Consider the following 17,183-nt stretch of genomic DNA (forward strand, 5'->3'; position numbering starts at 1 on the left):
TTTATCATTTATAGTATCTGGATTGGTTTCTTGAATTCGTCAATCGCTACAAAAGTAAAATCACCTACAATGGCTTTTTCTCTTTCATAAGAATACATCTGCTCGGTATAGATCTCAACATTTACTTTCATACTGGTTTTTCCTACGTATGAAACTTTGCCAATCAGTTCCACAATAGTTCCGGCTGGAATAGGTTTCTTGAAATCGATCTTGTCACTGCTCACTGTTACCACTCTTTTTCTGGCAAATCGTGTGGCTGTAATAAAAGCTACTTCGTCCATCAGCTGCATGGCCGTACCACCAAAAAGGGTATCGTAATGATTGGTTGTGTTAGGGAAAACCGCTTTAAAGATTCTGGTTTCGGATGCTTCAATTCTTTCTTCTGTAGTCATATATCATTATTAATTAAAGCGAAATGAAAACGATATTAAAACAACAGAATAATGACAGGAACTTAAAGAACCCCCTGAAACAATCCATCAGATCAATACAACTTCAAATCGCGAAAGTTATTTGTTTAAAGAAATAGGCAGGTCTCCTGACTTGTAACATCTTTTATCTCCTTCCCATGCCTCGCACAGTGGATCTTTGATAAAGATTTCAGTTACTTACAGTTGCGCGACAGTCCGTGATTTTCACACGGTTCCCTTTTAATCTGCAGTGATGCAGAACCAATTCCTGTGATGAATAAGCGTAAAACTTTTCGAGTGCAAAAATAATGAATTTATTCCGGATTATGGTAAATAATCTGGCTGATTACTCTTCCTTTCTTGATCGTCCACAGCGTGGTGTATCTGTTTTCTCCTGAACCGTTTATCATGTATAAGAAAATATTATCGGTGTCCAGGGAGGTTACGCCAATATTCTCAAAATCCATAGTAGGCTGGAACATGTTTTTGATGGCTTCTCTTACAAAGACAGAACCTCTTCCGGGTTGTTGTACCCTGATTGATTTGATCTCAGTCATTCCTTCAGGAAGATCATTTCCGATTCCCCAAGGTTTTACCTTATCAATGGTAAGAAGTTTTCCTTCCGCATCTTTTTCCTTTTTACGGTAGCCGGCATTGGAAGGGTAGATATCAATCACAACTTTGCTTCTTTGGGCAGTAGGAACTTTTGGATCAGAATTATCTGTGAAAATAAGTGATTTTCCGTTTTTGGACCTGGAGGGAGTATAGGCCGGAAGCTGGTCTATATAAGCAATACGTTCTTTATTGACCATTCCTTCTTTGTCCAGTGTTTCATAACGTACAAATGGTTTGTCTTCATCCTGTTTTTCAGGATATTTGATCCAGATCCACTCTGTTTCTCCGGGAGCAGGTTTTACATAAACAAATACATCTCCTTTACGCATACGGATCTTGTCTACAATTTTTCTGTAATTGTCTTTATGAACCCGTACATTGGCATATCCTTCTTCAGCTTTTACAACTCCGAAAGGAACTTTATTCTGCCCTTTTACAAAGGCTATAGATAAAATACTGAAAGCGGATAAATAGAATGCTTTGTTTATGAAAGTCATCATGAAAATTTTTTGATCCCCCAAATATATAAATTAAATGCTTTTCAGGAGATAATTTATACCATTGCAGTTCTTTAAAATCTTGTATTTGTTTCAGATGGATTAAAAATGCAGATATCTTATGGGATTATTTTGTATAATAGGTGTGATTTTTGGCTTGTAATTTAAAATGTATTGATAAAATATAACAATAAATGAAATATTTATAAGAATTATTTCAAAAAACGCCCTATTTTTCAGGAGAATTTAAAAACTAATAAACATGACAAAAAGACTACTTTATGTATTCTCTTTTATTTTGGGTATTTCAAGCTTTCAGGCAGAAAACAAGATAGAAGCAGGATCAAAATCTTTATTTTATTGTGATACAAATGCTCCAACAGATGTTGTGGTATCAAATGTTAGCCTTACTTCCGCAACGGTTACCTGGACTGCCGACCCAAATACTCCGAACAATTATGTAAGATACCGGAAAGCTGGCAGTACCACCTGGATGATAGCAACAACGGTATTGCCTGGGCAAAATGTGCTTACTATTGGTATGTTAGAGCCCTGTACAATTTATGAAGTACAAGTCGCAAAAATATGTAACACGATAACGGGAACATGGTCCAATCCTATATTTTTTACAACAGTCATTAATTACTGTGCAAGCGCTTCTACAGATACCAGCATGATGCATATTTCTAATGTGACAGTAAACTCCACAGGGGTTACGGCTCCAATGGTCAGCAACTCCGGCTCATCCAACTATACAGATTACAGAAGCGATATAAGCCGTAGAATAAAGTTTTTTGTAGGAAGTGTGGGCAATAAACTTTCGGTAAGTAATAGCTGGACCGGAACTCCAGGTACAACAACAGTAACTGCATGGATAGATCTCAATGCTAACGGCATTTTTGAATCCAGTGAAAGAGTAATGGTTGCCAATAATGTTACTCAGGCAGCTCCGGCTGTGTCTGTATTTAATATTCCAAGTTTTGCAGCACTGACAACGTGTGGTACTGTAATGCGTGTGGTTTCAAGTCAAACTACACCTACAGATGCTTGTGGGACATTCACCTATGGCGAGGTTGAAGATTATGGGGTAGATATTATAAATCTCACACTAGGCGTTGGAGAATCAGTAAAATCTGTACAGCCTGAAATTTATCCTAATCCGACATCTGATATTTTAAATATTTCCGGCATTTCAGAAGCAGCAAATTTTGAAATTTATAATGCTGTGGGACAAAAAACAGGAGAAGGTAAAGTTTCAGATCATAAAGTGAGCCTTCATCACCTTTCAAAAGGTGTTTATTTCATCCAGCTGAAAGACAGAGAAAGGGTAACCCGACTAAAATTCATTAAGAAATAAAATAAAAAAAGAGTGTTTGAAAAAACACTCTTTTTTTATCTGCAATATAGTTTTTAAGATTCTGTATTTTGTTGTGTAGAACCATAAATAGCTTGGGGATTATTTTTCAGAAAGTAAGAAAAGATCCCATAGAATAAAAGAACGAAAAGATATAAAACGGAACATAGATAAAACGCAGTCCCGAAACCATAGCTGATCGAAATATCACTTCCAAATCCCATCGCTATTTTATTATTTCCAAATCCTTCCATATTAGATTGAAATGTCAGATAAAAAATAAGTAAAGAGGCGAGTCCTATAATAGAAAGAATAATATGATACAGATATTTCTTTCTGACATTCTTCATCACCTGAACAAGAATTCCTGCAATAGCAGCCAAAAATGCAATGATGATCAATGGGTTAGGAGGAATATTTTGCTTGTCTTTTTTATTCTTGGGTTCGTTCAGAGGCGAATATTCAATATCTGTGTCTGAAGATGTATCTGCTTCTGCTTTATCATTTCCAAGTGCGGCGCCAAAAGGTGAGCTTTTTTTGAGGCTTTCCTTCATTCGCTCATTGATAGCCTTTTTGGAAACTCCTGTTATAAGATCAGTTCCTTTGACAGACATTAATGTTGTATCTCCACATTTTATCAGGAAAAACGGAAAGAAAAAACATAAAATAATAACCGTATAACTGGGTATTGGTAAAAGGTCTGAAAGTGCTTTTAATGGTTTCATAAATTATAGTTTTATATAAAAATAGAAAAAATTTAGGATTAAATAGAAAAGGGAGAGCACCTTCTGGCACTCTCCCTTGTTATTTGCATTTACTTAATTTTCGGATTAATTAGATTCTCTCAAGTTCATCCGCATTAATTGTTGTTTTGAAAGTTCCGTAATTAACAATCACTTTGTTTCGGGAAATCTTTTCGATAGTTCCTACACTGGTACTTCCTGTAATACGAACACGCTGTCCGATCTTCATCCAAAGAGCACGGTCGCTTTTACGCTGTTCTTCCAGTTTTTCATTGGTTTCTGCAATTTTTTCAATGACTTCCTCCTTTTTCAGCTGTTGAGTAATTTTTCTCTTAACAACCTGCAGGCGTTTTATTTCATCTTTGTCATGGCCTAATTTCCTGAATTTTTCCTGTTCAAGAAGCTTTACAAAGTCTTTTACAACATCCTTTCTGGATTTTCCCTTTGTATAACTGTCGATGAATGTTTCAATCTTATTCCCGAACTGAAGCTTGCGGTGTTCCTCCTCATATAATTTCTGGAAATTGAAAAGTTTCTGCTGAAGCTGATCATTCAGTTTCTGAAGATTGTCACGCTTATCTTCTACAGATTCTTTTCTTTCTGCAAGATCAGATTTCAGCTTTTCAACTTCAAATTTCTCCTGCTGCAGCTTTACAATAGTCTTATCAAGGTTAACAATATCATGCTCTACCTTTTTCTTGGCAGAATGGATAATAAATCTTGGAATTTTATTTTTTTCTGCAACTTCAAAAGTAAATGAACTTCCTGCCTGGCCTACTTCCAGTTTATACATCGGCTCCAGCGTTTCTTCATTGAAAAGCATTGCTGCGTTCTGGGCATTAGGAAGCTGTTCTATCACCAGTTTAATATTGGTGTAGTGCGTTGTAATAATGGCAAAACTCTTTTTGTCGTAGAAAAACTCCATAAAACTTTCTGCCAGCGCACCTCCAAGTTCAGGATCAGAACCGGTACCAAATTCATCAATCAATAGAAGCGTATTGGCATCTGCCTCACGGATGATTCCGGACATTTTCTTCAATCTGGATGAATAAGTCGACAGGTGGTTTTCAATGGATTGATTATCACCAATATCGGTCATGATCTTCTCAAAGAAAAACATTTCAGATTTGGGATGAACAGGAACCAGAATACCACTCTGAATCATCAGCTGTAATAGCCCTACCGTTTTCAGAGTAATTGATTTTCCACCGGCATTAGGCCCGGAAATACAGATGATTCTGTTATGTTCTGTTAAAGCAAGAGTCTGGGGATGAATCGTTTTATTCTCTACTTTATTTCTCAACCATAGCAATGGATGGTAAGCGTCTTTAAGTTTCAATGTCTTATGACGGTTGATCTTTGGAAGAATTCCATTCACTAAATCAGCAAATTTAGCTTTCGCTCTTGTAAGATCCAGATCAAAAATATAAACCTGATATCTCCATAGCTGAGGTTGAAACTCTGCCAGTTCTGTGGTAAGCTGTCGGAGAACTTTGTCAATTTCTTTTTTCTCTTCTTCTTCACTTTCACGAAGCTTGAAGTAATGTTTTACAACACTGTCCGGCTGAATGTAAGTAATGGAACCTGTTTTGGAAATTCCCAACGTTCTTCCGGCCACTCTTTTTTTGAATCCTGATTTTACAGCCAGAACCCTTTGGTCATCAATAATTGTTTCCCGGATATCATCCAAAAAGTCACTCTGTCCATAGGTGGTGAGTGCACGGTTGAAATTTTCCTGAATTGCTTTTTTAGCAAGCTGAATTTCAGTTCTTATGCCTTTTAAGGCGGGAGAAGCTTCATTTTTTACTTCACCAAAACGGTTGAAAACCTTATCTACTTTATCAATGATCTCTTTTCTGAATTCCAGTACAGAAACTTCTTGTAATAAAGTAGGAAATGTTTCGGGCATGGTAGGAAAGAACTTCTGCAGTTTCCCGATTTGTTCCGTGATGGTTTTTATTTTGATGAAAGCAGCATTTTCCAGTCGGTAATTCTCAATCAGCATCAGTTTCAGCTCACTTTCAATATCTTCATATTCATCAAACGGAATCGCATTTGAACTTTCAAAACTCGACAGATATTCTGACGTTTTTTTTAACGAAAGTTCCGCCTCGTCTATTTCCATTGGGCGAAGTTGAAGAATTTTTTCTCTTGTTTTCGGAGAATACGCAAATGGGGAGATTTCCGCGAGCAATTGCGGAAACTCTAATTCGTCTAAATCTTCTTTATCTATATACACACTGCAAATTTAGTGAGAATTTTGATTATTACGTATATCCGAGAGATTTACAGAATAAATTAACTTTAAATCTGATGTTTTTTTGAACCCTTAAAATGATAAAAGTTTTGAGGTTTTACCGATGGATCTAAATACCTTGATACATAAAGTAAGTGATCCGTATGATTGAAAAAACAGAATAATTCTTTTTTGAAAGAGAAAAAGTTTGAATGTATAATGGTTAAGGCTTATATTTATTGCACTAATAACTATAGCTATGAAAAATTTACTGCTTGCCCTTCTTTTTCTTTTGGCAGGTATTCAGGCTCAGGCCCAGATTCAGAAAAATGAAAAGAAATCCATTAGCAGAACTCCCCAAAAGACCGCTGGTAAAAAACTTCCGGTGAAAAGCTTAAAAAATAAGGACCGTAAAAAAATGGCTGGCCATAGCAATAAAAATAATGATGTCCGTAAAAAAGAACACAAAAAAAGTGATCAGGATAAAACAGAATCAATTGTTATTTACGAAAAAAGCTATACTGTAAAATACGGGGTGTATTTATTTATGAATCTGGACGCTGATGAAAGCGGATTCTCAGAAACCTTAGCATTAAGAGATATCTGAAATAGCTTTAGTAAACATAAAATTTTATTTACAACCACTTATCCTATCTGAACAATGAAACTAGAAACCTCAAGGTTGATTTTAAACGGTATCAATGAACAGCATACCGAAGATATTTTAAAAATCCGAAGCAATCCGGAGGTCAATAAATTTGTGAAAAGGGTTTCACCGAAGACAAATTATGATGCCCTTCAGTTTATTTTAACGATTAAGGAAAGAGTTCAGAATAATCAAACCGTGTATTGGGGAATTTCTTTAAAAGATCAGTTGAATCTTATCGGAACAATCTGTCTTTGGAATTTTTCTGCAGACCGGAAAACAGCAGAAGTTGGTTATGAATTATTGCCAGAATATCACAGACAGGGAATAATGTCTGAAACATTGAAAGCAGTTTTAGATTTTGGGTTTAACGAATTGCATTTACAGGAAATTGTAGCGATTACCAATAAAATTAATGAAAACTCAAAAGGACTTCTTGTAAAACATGACTTTATTTTGTTAGAGGGAAAGAAAGATGAAGGCTTTCCGGATAACATTATTTTTAGTTTAAAAAGACCGTCCGGTAATGAATAATATAAAATCTAACAGGTTTTTTCTATCTTTATCGCCGATTGAAATTATATATGAAAAATGAAATAAAATCTTTAACGGGGCTTAGAGGGGTTGTTGCATTATGGGTAGCTTTTTTTCATTTTAGTTTTTTTAGGAATGAATTCATTCAGGATATAGTAGGGAAGGGGTATGTGGCCGTGGATATATTTTTTGTATTGAGTGCTTTTTTATTGACTGTTTCTTATTCTGGAAAATTTAAAGAACTTAATTATAAAACAATAGAAATTTTTTATAAAAAACGAATCAATAGAATTTATCCTGTATACATTGTATCGGTTGTTTTTATTGCATTGTTTTTAATGAAGACTTCTATAGCAGGGCTTCTGATTAATGCGACCTTATTACAATGCTTTTTTAATCCTGATTACCTGCTGAATGTTGTCTATTGGTCGCTAAGTACCGAGTGGGTTTGTTATTTGATTTTTCCGTTTATATTATGGTTTGTCCTGCATTATAAGATACGAAGCGAAGTTTTAATTATTTCAAGTTTGGTTTTGAGATTTATGCTTCCTTATTTCCCCGACCATTTGTATATAGGTTCTGAATATCCCATGGAAGTAGGCGAATCACCAAGATATCTTGATCTTCCTTATGGTTTTGTTTCGCTTCTGAGAACAGTATCTTCTTATTTTCTTGGAATTGGGGCTGCTCTTTTACCACTATTTAAAATGAAGAAGGATACCCTCGTTATTTATATCATTTTCTTACTGTTTGTATCTATGTTGTTTATTGAAAAAGGATTGTTATTTATTCCTTTATTATCAGCATTTATGATAAAATATCTGTATGAAGGAAAGCAAAACTATTTAAAAACATTTTTAGAAACCAAGGCAGTGTATTTCCTGGGGAATATTTCTTATTCGCTATATATTATCCATTATATTGTGAAGAAGCAGGATTTCGTTATTGTGCATTCTTATCATCTTAATAATCTGTTATTGATCTCTTTTTCGTTGTTATTATCCTATGTTTCTTATATGCTGATCGAAAGAAAACTGAAGATATTTAAAGTATAATGCAGGCTCTTATTTTAATATTATTATTTTTGCAGTATGACGTGGACAGAAATTTTAGCCCCTATAAAGAGTACAGAATACTTTACAACCCTTTGGGAGAAAGTAAAGAATGAATATGCAACAACTAAAGTTTTTCCACCGAAAAATCAGATTTTCAGAGCACTGGAGCTGACGGCTTTTGATGATGTTGAGGTCGTTATTATTGGTCAGGACCCTTACCATAATGATTTTCAGGCCAATGGTTTGTGTTTTTCTGTTTCTGAACAGGTTACTGCACCGCCATCACTTAAAAATATTTTTATTGAGTTAAAAGATGATTTAGGAGTGGTGAGAACTTCCAAAGAATTGGATGACTGGGGAAGACAAGGTGTTTTGCTGCTGAATGCTACGTTAACGGTTCGCGCTCATTCACCCAATTCCCATAAAGATCTGGGTTGGGAAAAATTCACCAATTTTATCATTAAAGAAATTTCAGATAAAAAAGAGAATGTAGTATTTGTTTTATGGGGTGCTTTTGCACAAAAAAAAGCCGAACTTATAGATCCGGCTAAGCATTTTATTCTGAAATCGGCGCACCCTTCACCATTTTCTGTATACAGAGGTTTTTTTGGGAGTAAGCCTTTCTCAAAAATTAATGAGTATCTTGTTTCCAAAGGCAAGAAGCCTATTTCGTGGTAGAATCTGTTGATTGATCTGCCTTTTTTATTGTAATTCCGATTTTATATTTTCCGGCTAATGCTTTTGTTCCGTCCTGTTGTTTTGGATATGGAGCAACATCTTGTAAGGTAATGGTATACCCATTGAATTCTGCCGACTGGCGGTAATTCCTTCCCGGATAATCTATGCTTGCGAGATTCAGAATCATAGGTCGTGTAGAAGTTCCCATTACTTCCACCTGAGCAAGAGCGGCTCCGGCCCAGATACAATTGACTCCTTCAGGACAACGGCTGTCTTCAGAAACCCCTTTGAATGTCACATTCATCTGGTATTCTTTTAAAAACTTATTTTCTCCTTCATTCAGGTATATAACACCATCTTTCTGACTATTAGTGCTTGTTGTTTTAGTACCTGCAGGCATTTCAGTAGTTTTTGTGTTAATCTTAGATTTCTTTTGGGCATCGCATCCTGTTAATGCGAAAATTCCCAGGCTGAGTATGATAATTTTATGGAACATAGTTTCTTATATTTTAATTAAATAACGTTAAACATATTAAGAAGTACTACCAAAAACATTGCCACTCCTACCACAAAACTGAATCCGGTTCCGTAAATGAATCCAATCAGTGCTCCTTTGGTAGATTGTAAGGCTTTATTCATATCCTTACTGTCATGAAGTAATTCACCAATAAATACCCCTGCAAACATTCCTATCAGGAAACCCAGGGGAATCGGAATAAATATACCAACAATAGTTCCTATTACAGACCCGATGCTTCCCCAGCGTGTACCTCCATATTTTCTGTTGGTTTTTGCAGGAATGACATAACTTAACACTACAGATGCTGCTGTAAGAATTCCGAATGCCCAGATATAGATCATAGGAAGATCCGCATCCGTCCCGAATTTATAGATCAGAAGCCCGCAGATGCTCAGCAAAAGCCCCGGCAAAACAGGAAGAAAAGTTCCCAATATCCCTACAAACAGGAGAATAAGGCAGAATATATTAATAATTGTCGTATCCATTCTTTTTAAAATATAGATGCAATATAAAAAAAGTGGCCTTATAAAAGACCACTTTGAGAACTGAGTTATAAAATTTTATTACAAATTTAAGATTACGTATTCCAGAATCGGTCCTGCTTTACCGATATTTCCACTGGCGTGGTTATGAAATGTGGTATAGTAGATATTTCCGCTATTGGAATTTCCGGTACATGGACCCATTGTATCTCCATGTGCCTGGTGGGCATTCCATGCATTCTGATTGATGGTGATCGTAATATTGTTTCCACTTGCTGTGTGATGACAAATGGTAATGTGATTATTGTTTAAAGAACTTCCTACAGGGGTCTGTGGAGCGGAGGGATTGGTATAATGTCCTGTTCTGATCATAAGAGGCTCGTTACCTTTCTGTACCAGAACATCCCAGAATGCAGGATCATAATTCTGAATTTTTTCCCACGAACCCATATCATATTGAATATCCAATGTATTAAATCCTAACGCAGTTGCTAACGCAGTATTTGAAACACTACAGCCTATATAATTGGTGGCTGAACCAATATCTTTCAGGCAAAGAAGGTTATCATTGATGAAACCGCCGGGAGCATTACAGTTTTCAGTATTTGTGTTTCCTCCTACCAGATAAGCTGAAGCCCAGTCTGAACTGTAAAGACTTCCGCCATTACTTACAAAAGTAGATAGATTGGAGTATACATTGGCATCGTTGCTTGGCATTGAAGTTCCTGTTTGGGCATAAGTACGGGATCCGCAGTTCAGGAAGATAATATCATACTGGGAAATAGTATTGATATTTTTTAAATCCTGATACGTAATCTCAGTTGCAGTGTACCCAAGAGAAGTTATAATAGCTTCAATTTCATCATAACTTCCTTTTATATAAGCCATTTTTGCGATTTGATCCAGCTTTGAATCCGTTGCTGCTACAGTCACTGTTTCATTCTTTTTAATAGTAACCGGAATCTCGGATCTGAAATTTTTACCATCACCCGTCTGAATGTGAAGTGTTGTATTGCCTTCAGGAGCTGTTAAACTGAAGCTGCCATCAGAACTGGAATAGGTATGGTAAATATTGCTCTGGCCGTCAGTAGTAAATACAAGAGCCCCTCCAACGGGTTTGGTTCCGTTTTTAGCAAATACTTTGCCTTCTATTTTTCCGGTGGAAACTACTTTAGTAGGATTTTCTTCAGGAGTAACAGAGTCGTCTCCTTTACAATTAGCTAGGAGCAAAAGGCTGCATAGCATGATCAACAAGTAATTTTGTTTCATATTTAATTGATTTTTATGTGGTTAGTTTTAATCAAATTTAATAATTTTTTAATATTAAAACGTTAAAATTGCAATTATTTTTAATATTATTTACTTTATATTGGTTTTTATAGTTAAATTTTCATTTATAATCAGGGGTTGTAGAGGATTTGATATTTTCCATTTTTGCTCAAAAAATATTTTTATCAAATATCTTCTGATGAATAACTTTTGGGATGAAAATTGATTATGAATAGTAAAATGATGATTCTTAATTTCATAAATTTGCTGTAATGAATGACCAGTTACAAGAAACTAAAAACTTTATACAGGAGCTGAGCGAACAGCTTTACCTTTATATTACCCAGATATCACCTTCCGGGTTGGACTGGGTTTTCCATATTATTGTAAAACTGAGCTTACTTGTTGTCCTGTTTTTAATTACTGATTTTGTTTTTAAGTTCATCATCAATTTTGTATTCAGGTTATTTCATAATGAACAGAAATTTCCCATCTTAAAATCTATTTATCAGGCCAAAATCACCAACTCTGTAGCTCATTTTGCTGCTCTGATTGCTGTAGCTGGCATCCAGGGATCCATATTTCCGGAAAATGCGCTGCCGAAGACAACCATTTTTATCATAAGATGTATCAATCTGGGATTGGTATTAATGTTAGCAGGAATGCTTTACAGATCACTGACGGCTTTCAGAAACTATTTCAGCATCAAACAGGATTTCTACAAGATTATGGCGCTTAATGCCATTTCAGAAACTGTAAAGATTTTAGGACTTTTTATATTTACCGTAGTAGGGTTTTGTGTGATTTTTGGGATCAAAGGAACCACAATCGTAGGAAGTCTTGGGGCGATTACAGCAGTGCTTGTACTGGTTTTCAGAGATACAATATTAGGATTTGTAACAGGACTTCACGTTGCCACTTCTAAAAATTTAAAAGTAGGAGACTGGGTAAGCATTCCAAAATATACTATTGAAGGGAATATTACGGAAATAAATCTTTTAACGACTAAGATCACCAATTTTGATAAAACGGTTTCCACTATTCCTACTTATGATTTGATGACCACTGAGATCAAGAATATGCAGGTGATGTCTGAATCTAATACCCGGAGAATAAAAAAATCCATTTACTTCAACATCAATTCTTTTAAGTTTCTGACTGATGAAGATGTTGAGCGCCTAAAGGAGATTAACCTGATTTCAGATTATCTGGAAGAAAGGACTTCGGAGATCAAAAAAGAAAAAGAAAGCCTTGAACATAGAGATAAAATTGTGAATGGAAGGCAGCTTACCAATATCGGTGTTTTCAGATATTATGCACAGAAATATATTGAAAATGATCCGGATGTAGACAAAAATGGAACCCGAATGGTACGTCAGCTAGAGATTACCCCGCAAGGGCTGCCCCTTGAAGTGTATTGTTTTGCCAGTGACTCTCAATGGGAACGTTTTGAACAGATTCAGGCCGATATTTTTGATCACTTATTAGTCGCTTCAAAAGAATTTGAACTTCAGGTGATGCAGGTAAGTGTAAAAGTGTAAAAGAGCTGGAAGACGGAAGTTTCAGAACCTTTTAAACAAATTTTAAATTAAATTTTTAAATGATCATAAATGTGGAAGACCAATAGAAGTACAAAGTCTGGATTTACTTCCAGCCCCATGCTTCCTGCTTCTAACATCTTATATCTAACATCTAAAATAAAAAATGACAAAACTAAGCGTAAACATTAATAAAATTGCGACGTTAAGAAATGCAAGAGGAGGTGAAACCCCAAGTGTTACAGAAGCTGCTGTAAAAATTCAGGAATTCGGAGGACAGGGAATTACCATCCACCCAAGACCTGATGAAAGGCATATCACAAAAAAAGATGTCTATGATCTGAAACCGTTAGTTACGACTGAGTTTAATATTGAAGGAAATCCACATCAGAGTTTTATTGATATGGTATTGGAAGTGAAGCCGGAGCAGGTAACTTTAGTGCCGGATGCTGATGATGCAATTACATCTAATGCAGGCTGGGATACTAAAAAACATCTTGATTTCCTTACAGAGATTATTGCAGAGTTTAAAAAATCAGGGATTCGTACTTCTGTTTTCCTTGATCCTTTGCCGGAGTTGGTAGAATATGCCGCTAAAACAGGCGCAGACAGAATAGAACTGTATACCGAAGCTTACGCAAAAAATTATCTGACCAATAAAGAACAGGCTATAAAACCTTATTATGACACAGCGGTTGAAGCTACCAATTTTGGATTGGGAATCAATGCAGGTCATGATCTAAGCTTAGAAAACCTGAAATACTTTGCAGCCACCATTCCAAACCTGTTGGAAGTATCTATCGGACATGCTTTGGTTTCAGAAGCACTTTATATGGGATTGGAAAATACAGTTCAGGCTTATCTGAAGAGACTGGCAAAATGGTAATAATTAAGAAACCGGAAGTTAGAGATTAGAGGTTGATAAAACTTCGTTTTTGGCTCTCATGTGTTTTGCAGGTTTATAATGCAAAATGCTACAGGGACTTATTATCTGACTTTTGATTTCTTACATCTAACTTCTAATACAATATGGAAATTTTAAATTCAAAAATATTCGGCGAAAATTCAACTCATACGCCGCTTCTTGTATTTCACGGATTATTTGGAATGCTTGACAACTGGGGAAGTTTCGGAAAAGATCTGGGAGAATATCTACCCGTACATCTTATTGACCTTAGAAACCACGGAAGAAGCTTTCATTCAGAAAGTATGTCTCATGACGATCTGGCAGATGATATTGCACACTATATGGATCATTATGGAATTCAGAAAGCTCATGTTTTAGGACACTCTCTAGGAGGTAAAGCAGTGATGCAGTTTGCTATAAAATATCCTGAACGTGTTGAAAAACTGATTGTTGTTGATATTTCACCTAAAGCATATCCGCCACACCACCAGGGAATTATCAAAGCGCTTGAAACTGTTGATTTCAATACCGTAGGTTCAAGAAATGATGTAGAAGCAGTTCTGAACCAATATATTCCAGAAAAATCTACCATACAGTTTTTGACGAAAAACCTGTATTGGGATGAAAATAAAAAGCTGGGCTGGAGATTCAATCTTAAAACATTATCTGAAAAATATAACGAATTTGTTTCCAATGCTGTTAAATTCGGTGTTTTTGAAGGTGACTCACTCTTTATTGCGGGCGAAAAGTCCAATTATATCCTGCCTCAGGATGAATTTGGGATCAGACAGCAATTTCCTAAAGCTAAGGTAGTTACAGTGAAAAATGCCGGACACTGGGTACAGGCAGAGAATCCGGTTGATTTCGCAAACGTTGTTAAGGAGTTTCTTGAATTGAATTAATTTTATTCTTTGATTTTTTATATTGTGTTAAATTTTTATTAAAAACCAATATTATTTCTCCATGATTTGAATTTTTTGTATTTTGGATTTCCAAAACAATAAAAATATTAACTTATGGAAAACAAAAATTCAAAAAAGAAGCCATTTTTTGCGTCATTCTTAGAAAAACAGGTTAAAGATCCTGAAACAGTAAAAGGAGGAGGTATTACTTCTGTATTGGTAGATCAGATTACTACATCCCTTCAGGACCAGATCACTACACCTCTTAAGGATAATGTTACTAAGCCTGATAATGATAATGTAACGATGAAATATCCTTCTGACGGGGATGATGATGTTTTAGATGTGTAAGAATATACATACAGCTTAAGCTAAATTATATATCAAACTAAAACTAAACATTATGAAAAACAAAAACTCAAAGAAGAAGCCTTTTTTCGCATCATTCTTAGAAAAACAGGTTAAAGATCCTGAGACAGTAAAAGGAGGAACTGATATGTCAATTCCTGAAAGAGACGTTATTACAAAACCGGCAATAGACGTTGTAACTTCTCCGAAAGATGATATGATGCACACGCTGAAATATCCATCTGACGGTGATGATGATGTAATCACTATTCCACTATAAAATCAGTAGAATATTTAATAAAATAGTAGGGGAAACTTAAACATTAAGTTTCCCTTTTTAATAAAAACCGGCAAATGATTCTCTGCATCACCCATTCACAGGATTTTTATAATATCGATATCTTTTTCGAATACCTGGCCTCCAAAAATGTCCCTTATTTCAGACTGAATTCTGACCGATTGAATCACCTTCAGAAAATCAGCATTCATGAAAATTCATTTGAATTGACTGATGAGTATGGAAATACTATTCATTCTGATGCGATCAAAGGAGTATGGCACAGGAAAGCATGGAGAATCAGTGCTCCTGAAGAATTGGATAAGGACTATGAACGAATTTTCCTGAACGAATATGGAAGCCTGCGTTACAATTTGATCACTGCCTTAGAGCATATTCCCTGGATCAACCCTTATGAAAATGAAAAAAAAGTAGATGGGAATAAGATATTTCAGCTGAAAATTGCAGAAAGAAATAGCTTAACCATTCCCAAAACTATATTTTCCAATGATGAAGAGAAAATAACAACATTTTTCCATCAATACTGTCAGGGGAAAGCAATTGCCAAGCTTCATGGAGTAACAGCGAAAACGATGTCAGGAGAAAATATGATGTCCACTACAATTATTGAAGAGGAATCACTTGAAAACCTTGCAGACATTGCTTACTGTCCAATGATTTTTCAACCCTACATCGACAAAGATTATGAATTGAGAATCGTCTATGTAGGCGGTGATTTCTTTACAGGAAAGATCAATAACAGTGAAAATGCAGATTGGAGGGTAGCTCGTGAAGGCTATTTCTGGTCCGCTTACGAACTTCCGGATTTCATTAAAACCAATCTCACTTCCATGATGAATGAAATGGGACTTTATATAGGAGCCATCGATATGATCAAAGGGAAAGATGGAGAATATTATTTCCTTGAAGTTAATCCACAGGGAGAGTGGGGAATGCTGCAAAAAGAACTGGGATTTCCCATTGCAGAAAGAATTGCCGATAATCTTATCAACAGAATCAATTTCCATGAATAAAATTTTAATTATAACTCATACCGCAGATAATTTTTCTATTGAAAAAGTAACAGAATACATTGAAAAAAATAACTGTGAAGTCATTCGTTTTGATGTTGACGTCTATCCTTTACAAAACAAACTGTCTACCATTTTTCAGGATGGAGAATGGATAAGTTTTCTTGAAACTCCAGATGCAAAACACCGTTTGGATGATATTTCAGCCATCTGGTACAGAAGAGCTTACAATATCGGAAAAGGACTGAAAGAGGAAATGGACTCTAAGTTTTACGGTGCGGCAATGGGAGAAATCAGAAATACACTTTTCGGTTTCTTTGAATCTGTGGATGCTTATTCTTTAGGAAAACCAAGTGTGTACAGAAGACTCGACAGTAAAGAAGAGCAATTGAAAATTGCAGATAAACTAGGGCTGACCATTCCGGCTACATGTCTTACCAACAATCCTGATGAAGCCAGAAAATTTATTCTGAAACATCAGAATGTAGTGGCGAAAATGCAAACCGGTTTTGCCATCTATGAAGACGGTGTGGAAAATGTAGTGTTTACTAACGTTGTCAGCGAAGATAAACTGGAAGAACTGGATTCATTATTGTACTGCCCTATGCAATTCCAGCAAATGATTCAAAAGAAAAAAGAACTTCGTATTACCATTGTGGGAAGAGATGTTTATGCATTTGAAATAGACTCCCAGCAATCTGAAGATGCCAAAGTAGACTGGAGAAAAGATGGAATTAATCTGATTGATAAATGGAACAGAACAGAACTTCCGGGAGATGTAGAAGCAAAACTGCTTGAACTTCTTGATATCTATAACGTAGATTACGGAGCGATAGACATGATTGTTTCCCCTGAAGACGAATATTATTTCATCGAGATCAATGCAGCAGGAGAATTCTTCTGGCTGGATAATCTTACAGAAGGAAACCTTATTTCCAAGAGTATTGCAGACGTTCTGTGTGACAAAGCTCCAAGGAGAAATAATGAGGTAATGGCTTAAGAACAAAGTGTTTTTAATCATAGAAGTCCTGAAAGTTGTATATTCTTTCAGGACTTTTAAATATAATAACCTGTTGTGATTTAAATTTTTCCTGTATGTTGATTTCTGAGTGATAATATTGGTTAAATAAAGTTGAATTAT

The 17,183-nt window shown here is 35.6% G+C and carries 19 protein-coding genes and 1 riboswitch; of the genes, 12 read left to right on the top strand and 7 right to left on the bottom strand.

Features of this window, described 5'->3' with window-relative positions; translation table 11 throughout:
* Nucleotides 1-8: 8 nt before the first annotated feature.
* Together ACPF63_RS03800 and ACPF63_RS03805 are read right to left on the bottom strand one after the other, a co-directional pair.
* On the bottom strand, nt 9-392 hold the full coding sequence (locus ACPF63_RS03800; RefSeq protein WP_002977578.1) for an acyl-CoA thioesterase: 384 nt from the start codon (nt 390-392) through the stop codon (nt 9-11).
* A 119-nt stretch (nt 393-511) separates the two neighbouring features.
* Nucleotides 512-691: riboswitch (cobalamin riboswitch) on the bottom strand.
* 33 nt (nt 692-724) lie between these two features.
* Nucleotides 725-1,525: a hypothetical protein gene (locus ACPF63_RS03805; RefSeq protein WP_077418366.1), complete on the bottom strand. Its 801-nt coding sequence runs from the start codon at nt 1,523-1,525 to the stop codon at nt 725-727.
* A 259-nt stretch (nt 1,526-1,784) separates the two neighbouring features.
* Here ACPF63_RS03805 and ACPF63_RS03810 point away from each other — a divergent pair, with 259 nt between their 5' ends.
* On the top strand, nt 1,785-2,879 hold the full coding sequence (locus tag ACPF63_RS03810) for a GEVED domain-containing protein (RefSeq protein WP_426482032.1): 1,095 nt from the start codon (nt 1,785-1,787) through the stop codon (nt 2,877-2,879).
* 53 nt (nt 2,880-2,932) lie between these two features.
* Here the strand turns inward: ACPF63_RS03810 and ACPF63_RS03815 are convergent, their stop codons facing one another.
* Together ACPF63_RS03815 and ACPF63_RS03820 are read right to left on the bottom strand one after the other, a co-directional pair.
* A complete protein-coding gene (locus ACPF63_RS03815) occupies nt 2,933-3,601 on the bottom strand; it encodes a hypothetical protein (RefSeq protein WP_426482033.1) in 669 nt (222 codons plus the stop codon).
* Between the two features lie 109 nt (nt 3,602-3,710).
* Nucleotides 3,711-5,858, bottom strand: a complete 2,148-nt coding sequence (locus ACPF63_RS03820) for an endonuclease MutS2 (RefSeq protein ID WP_426482034.1) — start codon at nt 5,856-5,858, stop codon at nt 3,711-3,713.
* Between the two features lie 256 nt (nt 5,859-6,114).
* Between ACPF63_RS03820 and ACPF63_RS03825 the strand changes: the two genes are divergently transcribed.
* From ACPF63_RS03825 to ACPF63_RS03840, 4 genes are read left to right on the top strand one after another with little or no spacing between them, the layout of a single operon-like run.
* Nucleotides 6,115-6,462, top strand: a complete 348-nt coding sequence (locus ACPF63_RS03825; RefSeq protein WP_426482035.1) for a hypothetical protein — start codon at nt 6,115-6,117, stop codon at nt 6,460-6,462.
* Nucleotides 6,463-6,516: 54 nt separating this feature from the next.
* The gene (locus ACPF63_RS03830) at nt 6,517-7,035 is read left to right on the top strand and encodes a GNAT family N-acetyltransferase (protein WP_426482036.1); all 519 of its coding nucleotides are present in this window, start codon (nt 6,517-6,519) and stop codon (nt 7,033-7,035) included.
* Nucleotides 7,036-7,085: 50 nt separating this feature from the next.
* Nucleotides 7,086-8,090 carry an acyltransferase family protein gene (locus tag ACPF63_RS03835; RefSeq protein WP_426482037.1) on the top strand — a complete coding sequence of 335 codons (1,005 nt, stop codon included), beginning with the start codon at nt 7,086-7,088 and terminating at the stop codon, nt 8,088-8,090.
* A 36-nt stretch (nt 8,091-8,126) separates the two neighbouring features.
* A complete protein-coding gene (locus ACPF63_RS03840; protein ID WP_047378498.1) occupies nt 8,127-8,768 on the top strand; it encodes a uracil-DNA glycosylase in 642 nt (213 codons plus the stop codon).
* On the opposite strand, the gene ACPF63_RS03845 is transcribed toward ACPF63_RS03840, so the two are convergent.
* From ACPF63_RS03845 to ACPF63_RS03855, 3 genes are all read right to left on the bottom strand, one after another.
* The gene (locus ACPF63_RS03845) at nt 8,755-9,264 is read right to left on the bottom strand and encodes a hypothetical protein (RefSeq protein ID WP_077418380.1); all 510 of its coding nucleotides are present in this window, start codon (nt 9,262-9,264) and stop codon (nt 8,755-8,757) included. The genes ACPF63_RS03840 and ACPF63_RS03845 overlap by 14 nt on opposite strands.
* A gap of 17 nt (nt 9,265-9,281) precedes the next feature.
* Nucleotides 9,282-9,773: a DUF456 domain-containing protein gene (locus tag ACPF63_RS03850; RefSeq protein WP_077418382.1), complete on the bottom strand. Its 492-nt coding sequence runs from the start codon at nt 9,771-9,773 to the stop codon at nt 9,282-9,284.
* A gap of 78 nt (nt 9,774-9,851) precedes the next feature.
* Nucleotides 9,852-11,039 (bottom strand): hypothetical protein, encoded by a 1,188-nt coding sequence (locus ACPF63_RS03855; RefSeq protein WP_426482038.1) that lies wholly within the window; start codon nt 11,037-11,039, stop codon nt 9,852-9,854.
* Nucleotides 11,040-11,311: 272 nt separating this feature from the next.
* Between ACPF63_RS03855 and ACPF63_RS03860 the strand changes: the two genes are divergently transcribed.
* From ACPF63_RS03860 to ACPF63_RS03890, 7 genes are all read left to right on the top strand, one after another.
* A complete protein-coding gene (locus ACPF63_RS03860) occupies nt 11,312-12,580 on the top strand; it encodes a mechanosensitive ion channel family protein (protein WP_077418384.1) in 1,269 nt (422 codons plus the stop codon).
* Between the two features lie 163 nt (nt 12,581-12,743).
* On the top strand, nt 12,744-13,463 hold the full coding sequence (locus ACPF63_RS03865; RefSeq protein WP_426482039.1) for a pyridoxine 5'-phosphate synthase: 720 nt from the start codon (nt 12,744-12,746) through the stop codon (nt 13,461-13,463).
* Between the two features lie 143 nt (nt 13,464-13,606).
* Complete coding sequence (locus ACPF63_RS03870) at nt 13,607-14,386, top strand: alpha/beta fold hydrolase (RefSeq protein ID WP_077418388.1); 780 nt, start codon at nt 13,607-13,609, stop codon at nt 14,384-14,386.
* A 114-nt stretch (nt 14,387-14,500) separates the two neighbouring features.
* A complete protein-coding gene (locus ACPF63_RS03875) occupies nt 14,501-14,737 on the top strand; it encodes a microviridin/marinostatin family tricyclic proteinase inhibitor (RefSeq protein ID WP_077418390.1) in 237 nt (78 codons plus the stop codon).
* 52 nt (nt 14,738-14,789) lie between these two features.
* Nucleotides 14,790-15,014, top strand: coding sequence for a microviridin/marinostatin family tricyclic proteinase inhibitor (locus ACPF63_RS03880; protein WP_426482040.1), 225 nt, complete (start codon nt 14,790-14,792; stop codon nt 15,012-15,014).
* Between the two features lie 74 nt (nt 15,015-15,088).
* On the top strand, nt 15,089-16,045 hold the full coding sequence (locus tag ACPF63_RS03885) for an MvdC family ATP-grasp ribosomal peptide maturase (RefSeq protein WP_426482041.1): 957 nt from the start codon (nt 15,089-15,091) through the stop codon (nt 16,043-16,045).
* Complete coding sequence (locus tag ACPF63_RS03890) at nt 16,038-17,042, top strand: MvdD family ATP-grasp ribosomal peptide maturase (RefSeq protein ID WP_426482042.1); 1,005 nt, start codon at nt 16,038-16,040, stop codon at nt 17,040-17,042. Before ACPF63_RS03885 ends, ACPF63_RS03890 begins: the two co-directional genes overlap by 8 nt.
* Nucleotides 17,043-17,183 lie beyond the last annotated feature (141 nt).

Source organism: Chryseobacterium sp. R2ACT005, assembly GCF_049949215.1.
Taxonomy (GTDB): domain Bacteria; phylum Bacteroidota; class Bacteroidia; order Flavobacteriales; family Weeksellaceae; genus Chryseobacterium.

Coding starts and splice junctions, on each gene's coding strand:
- ACPF63_RS03800 (WP_002977578.1), bottom strand. CDS start 392: ATGACTACAGAAGAAAGAATTGAAGCATCCGAAACCAGAATCTTTAAA.
- ACPF63_RS03805 (WP_077418366.1), bottom strand. CDS start 1,525: ATGATGACTTTCATAAACAAAGCATTCTATTTATCCGCTTTCAGTATT.
- ACPF63_RS03810 (WP_426482032.1), top strand. CDS start 1,785: ATGACAAAAAGACTACTTTATGTATTCTCTTTTATTTTGGGTATTTCA.
- ACPF63_RS03815 (WP_426482033.1), bottom strand. CDS start 3,601: ATGAAACCATTAAAAGCACTTTCAGACCTTTTACCAATACCCAGTTAT.
- ACPF63_RS03825 (WP_426482035.1), top strand. CDS start 6,115: ATGAAAAATTTACTGCTTGCCCTTCTTTTTCTTTTGGCAGGTATTCAG.
- ACPF63_RS03830 (WP_426482036.1), top strand. CDS start 6,517: ATGAAACTAGAAACCTCAAGGTTGATTTTAAACGGTATCAATGAACAG.
- ACPF63_RS03835 (WP_426482037.1), top strand. CDS start 7,086: ATGAAAAATGAAATAAAATCTTTAACGGGGCTTAGAGGGGTTGTTGCA.
- ACPF63_RS03840 (WP_047378498.1), top strand. CDS start 8,127: ATGACGTGGACAGAAATTTTAGCCCCTATAAAGAGTACAGAATACTTT.
- ACPF63_RS03845 (WP_077418380.1), bottom strand. CDS start 9,264: ATGTTCCATAAAATTATCATACTCAGCCTGGGAATTTTCGCATTAACA.
- ACPF63_RS03850 (WP_077418382.1), bottom strand. CDS start 9,773: ATGGATACGACAATTATTAATATATTCTGCCTTATTCTCCTGTTTGTA.
- ACPF63_RS03855 (WP_426482038.1), bottom strand. CDS start 11,039: ATGAAACAAAATTACTTGTTGATCATGCTATGCAGCCTTTTGCTCCTA.
- ACPF63_RS03860 (WP_077418384.1), top strand. CDS start 11,312: ATGAATGACCAGTTACAAGAAACTAAAAACTTTATACAGGAGCTGAGC.
- ACPF63_RS03865 (WP_426482039.1), top strand. CDS start 12,744: ATGACAAAACTAAGCGTAAACATTAATAAAATTGCGACGTTAAGAAAT.
- ACPF63_RS03870 (WP_077418388.1), top strand. CDS start 13,607: ATGGAAATTTTAAATTCAAAAATATTCGGCGAAAATTCAACTCATACG.
- ACPF63_RS03875 (WP_077418390.1), top strand. CDS start 14,501: ATGGAAAACAAAAATTCAAAAAAGAAGCCATTTTTTGCGTCATTCTTA.
- ACPF63_RS03880 (WP_426482040.1), top strand. CDS start 14,790: ATGAAAAACAAAAACTCAAAGAAGAAGCCTTTTTTCGCATCATTCTTA.
- ACPF63_RS03885 (WP_426482041.1), top strand. CDS start 15,089: ATGATTCTCTGCATCACCCATTCACAGGATTTTTATAATATCGATATC.
- ACPF63_RS03890 (WP_426482042.1), top strand. CDS start 16,038: ATGAATAAAATTTTAATTATAACTCATACCGCAGATAATTTTTCTATT.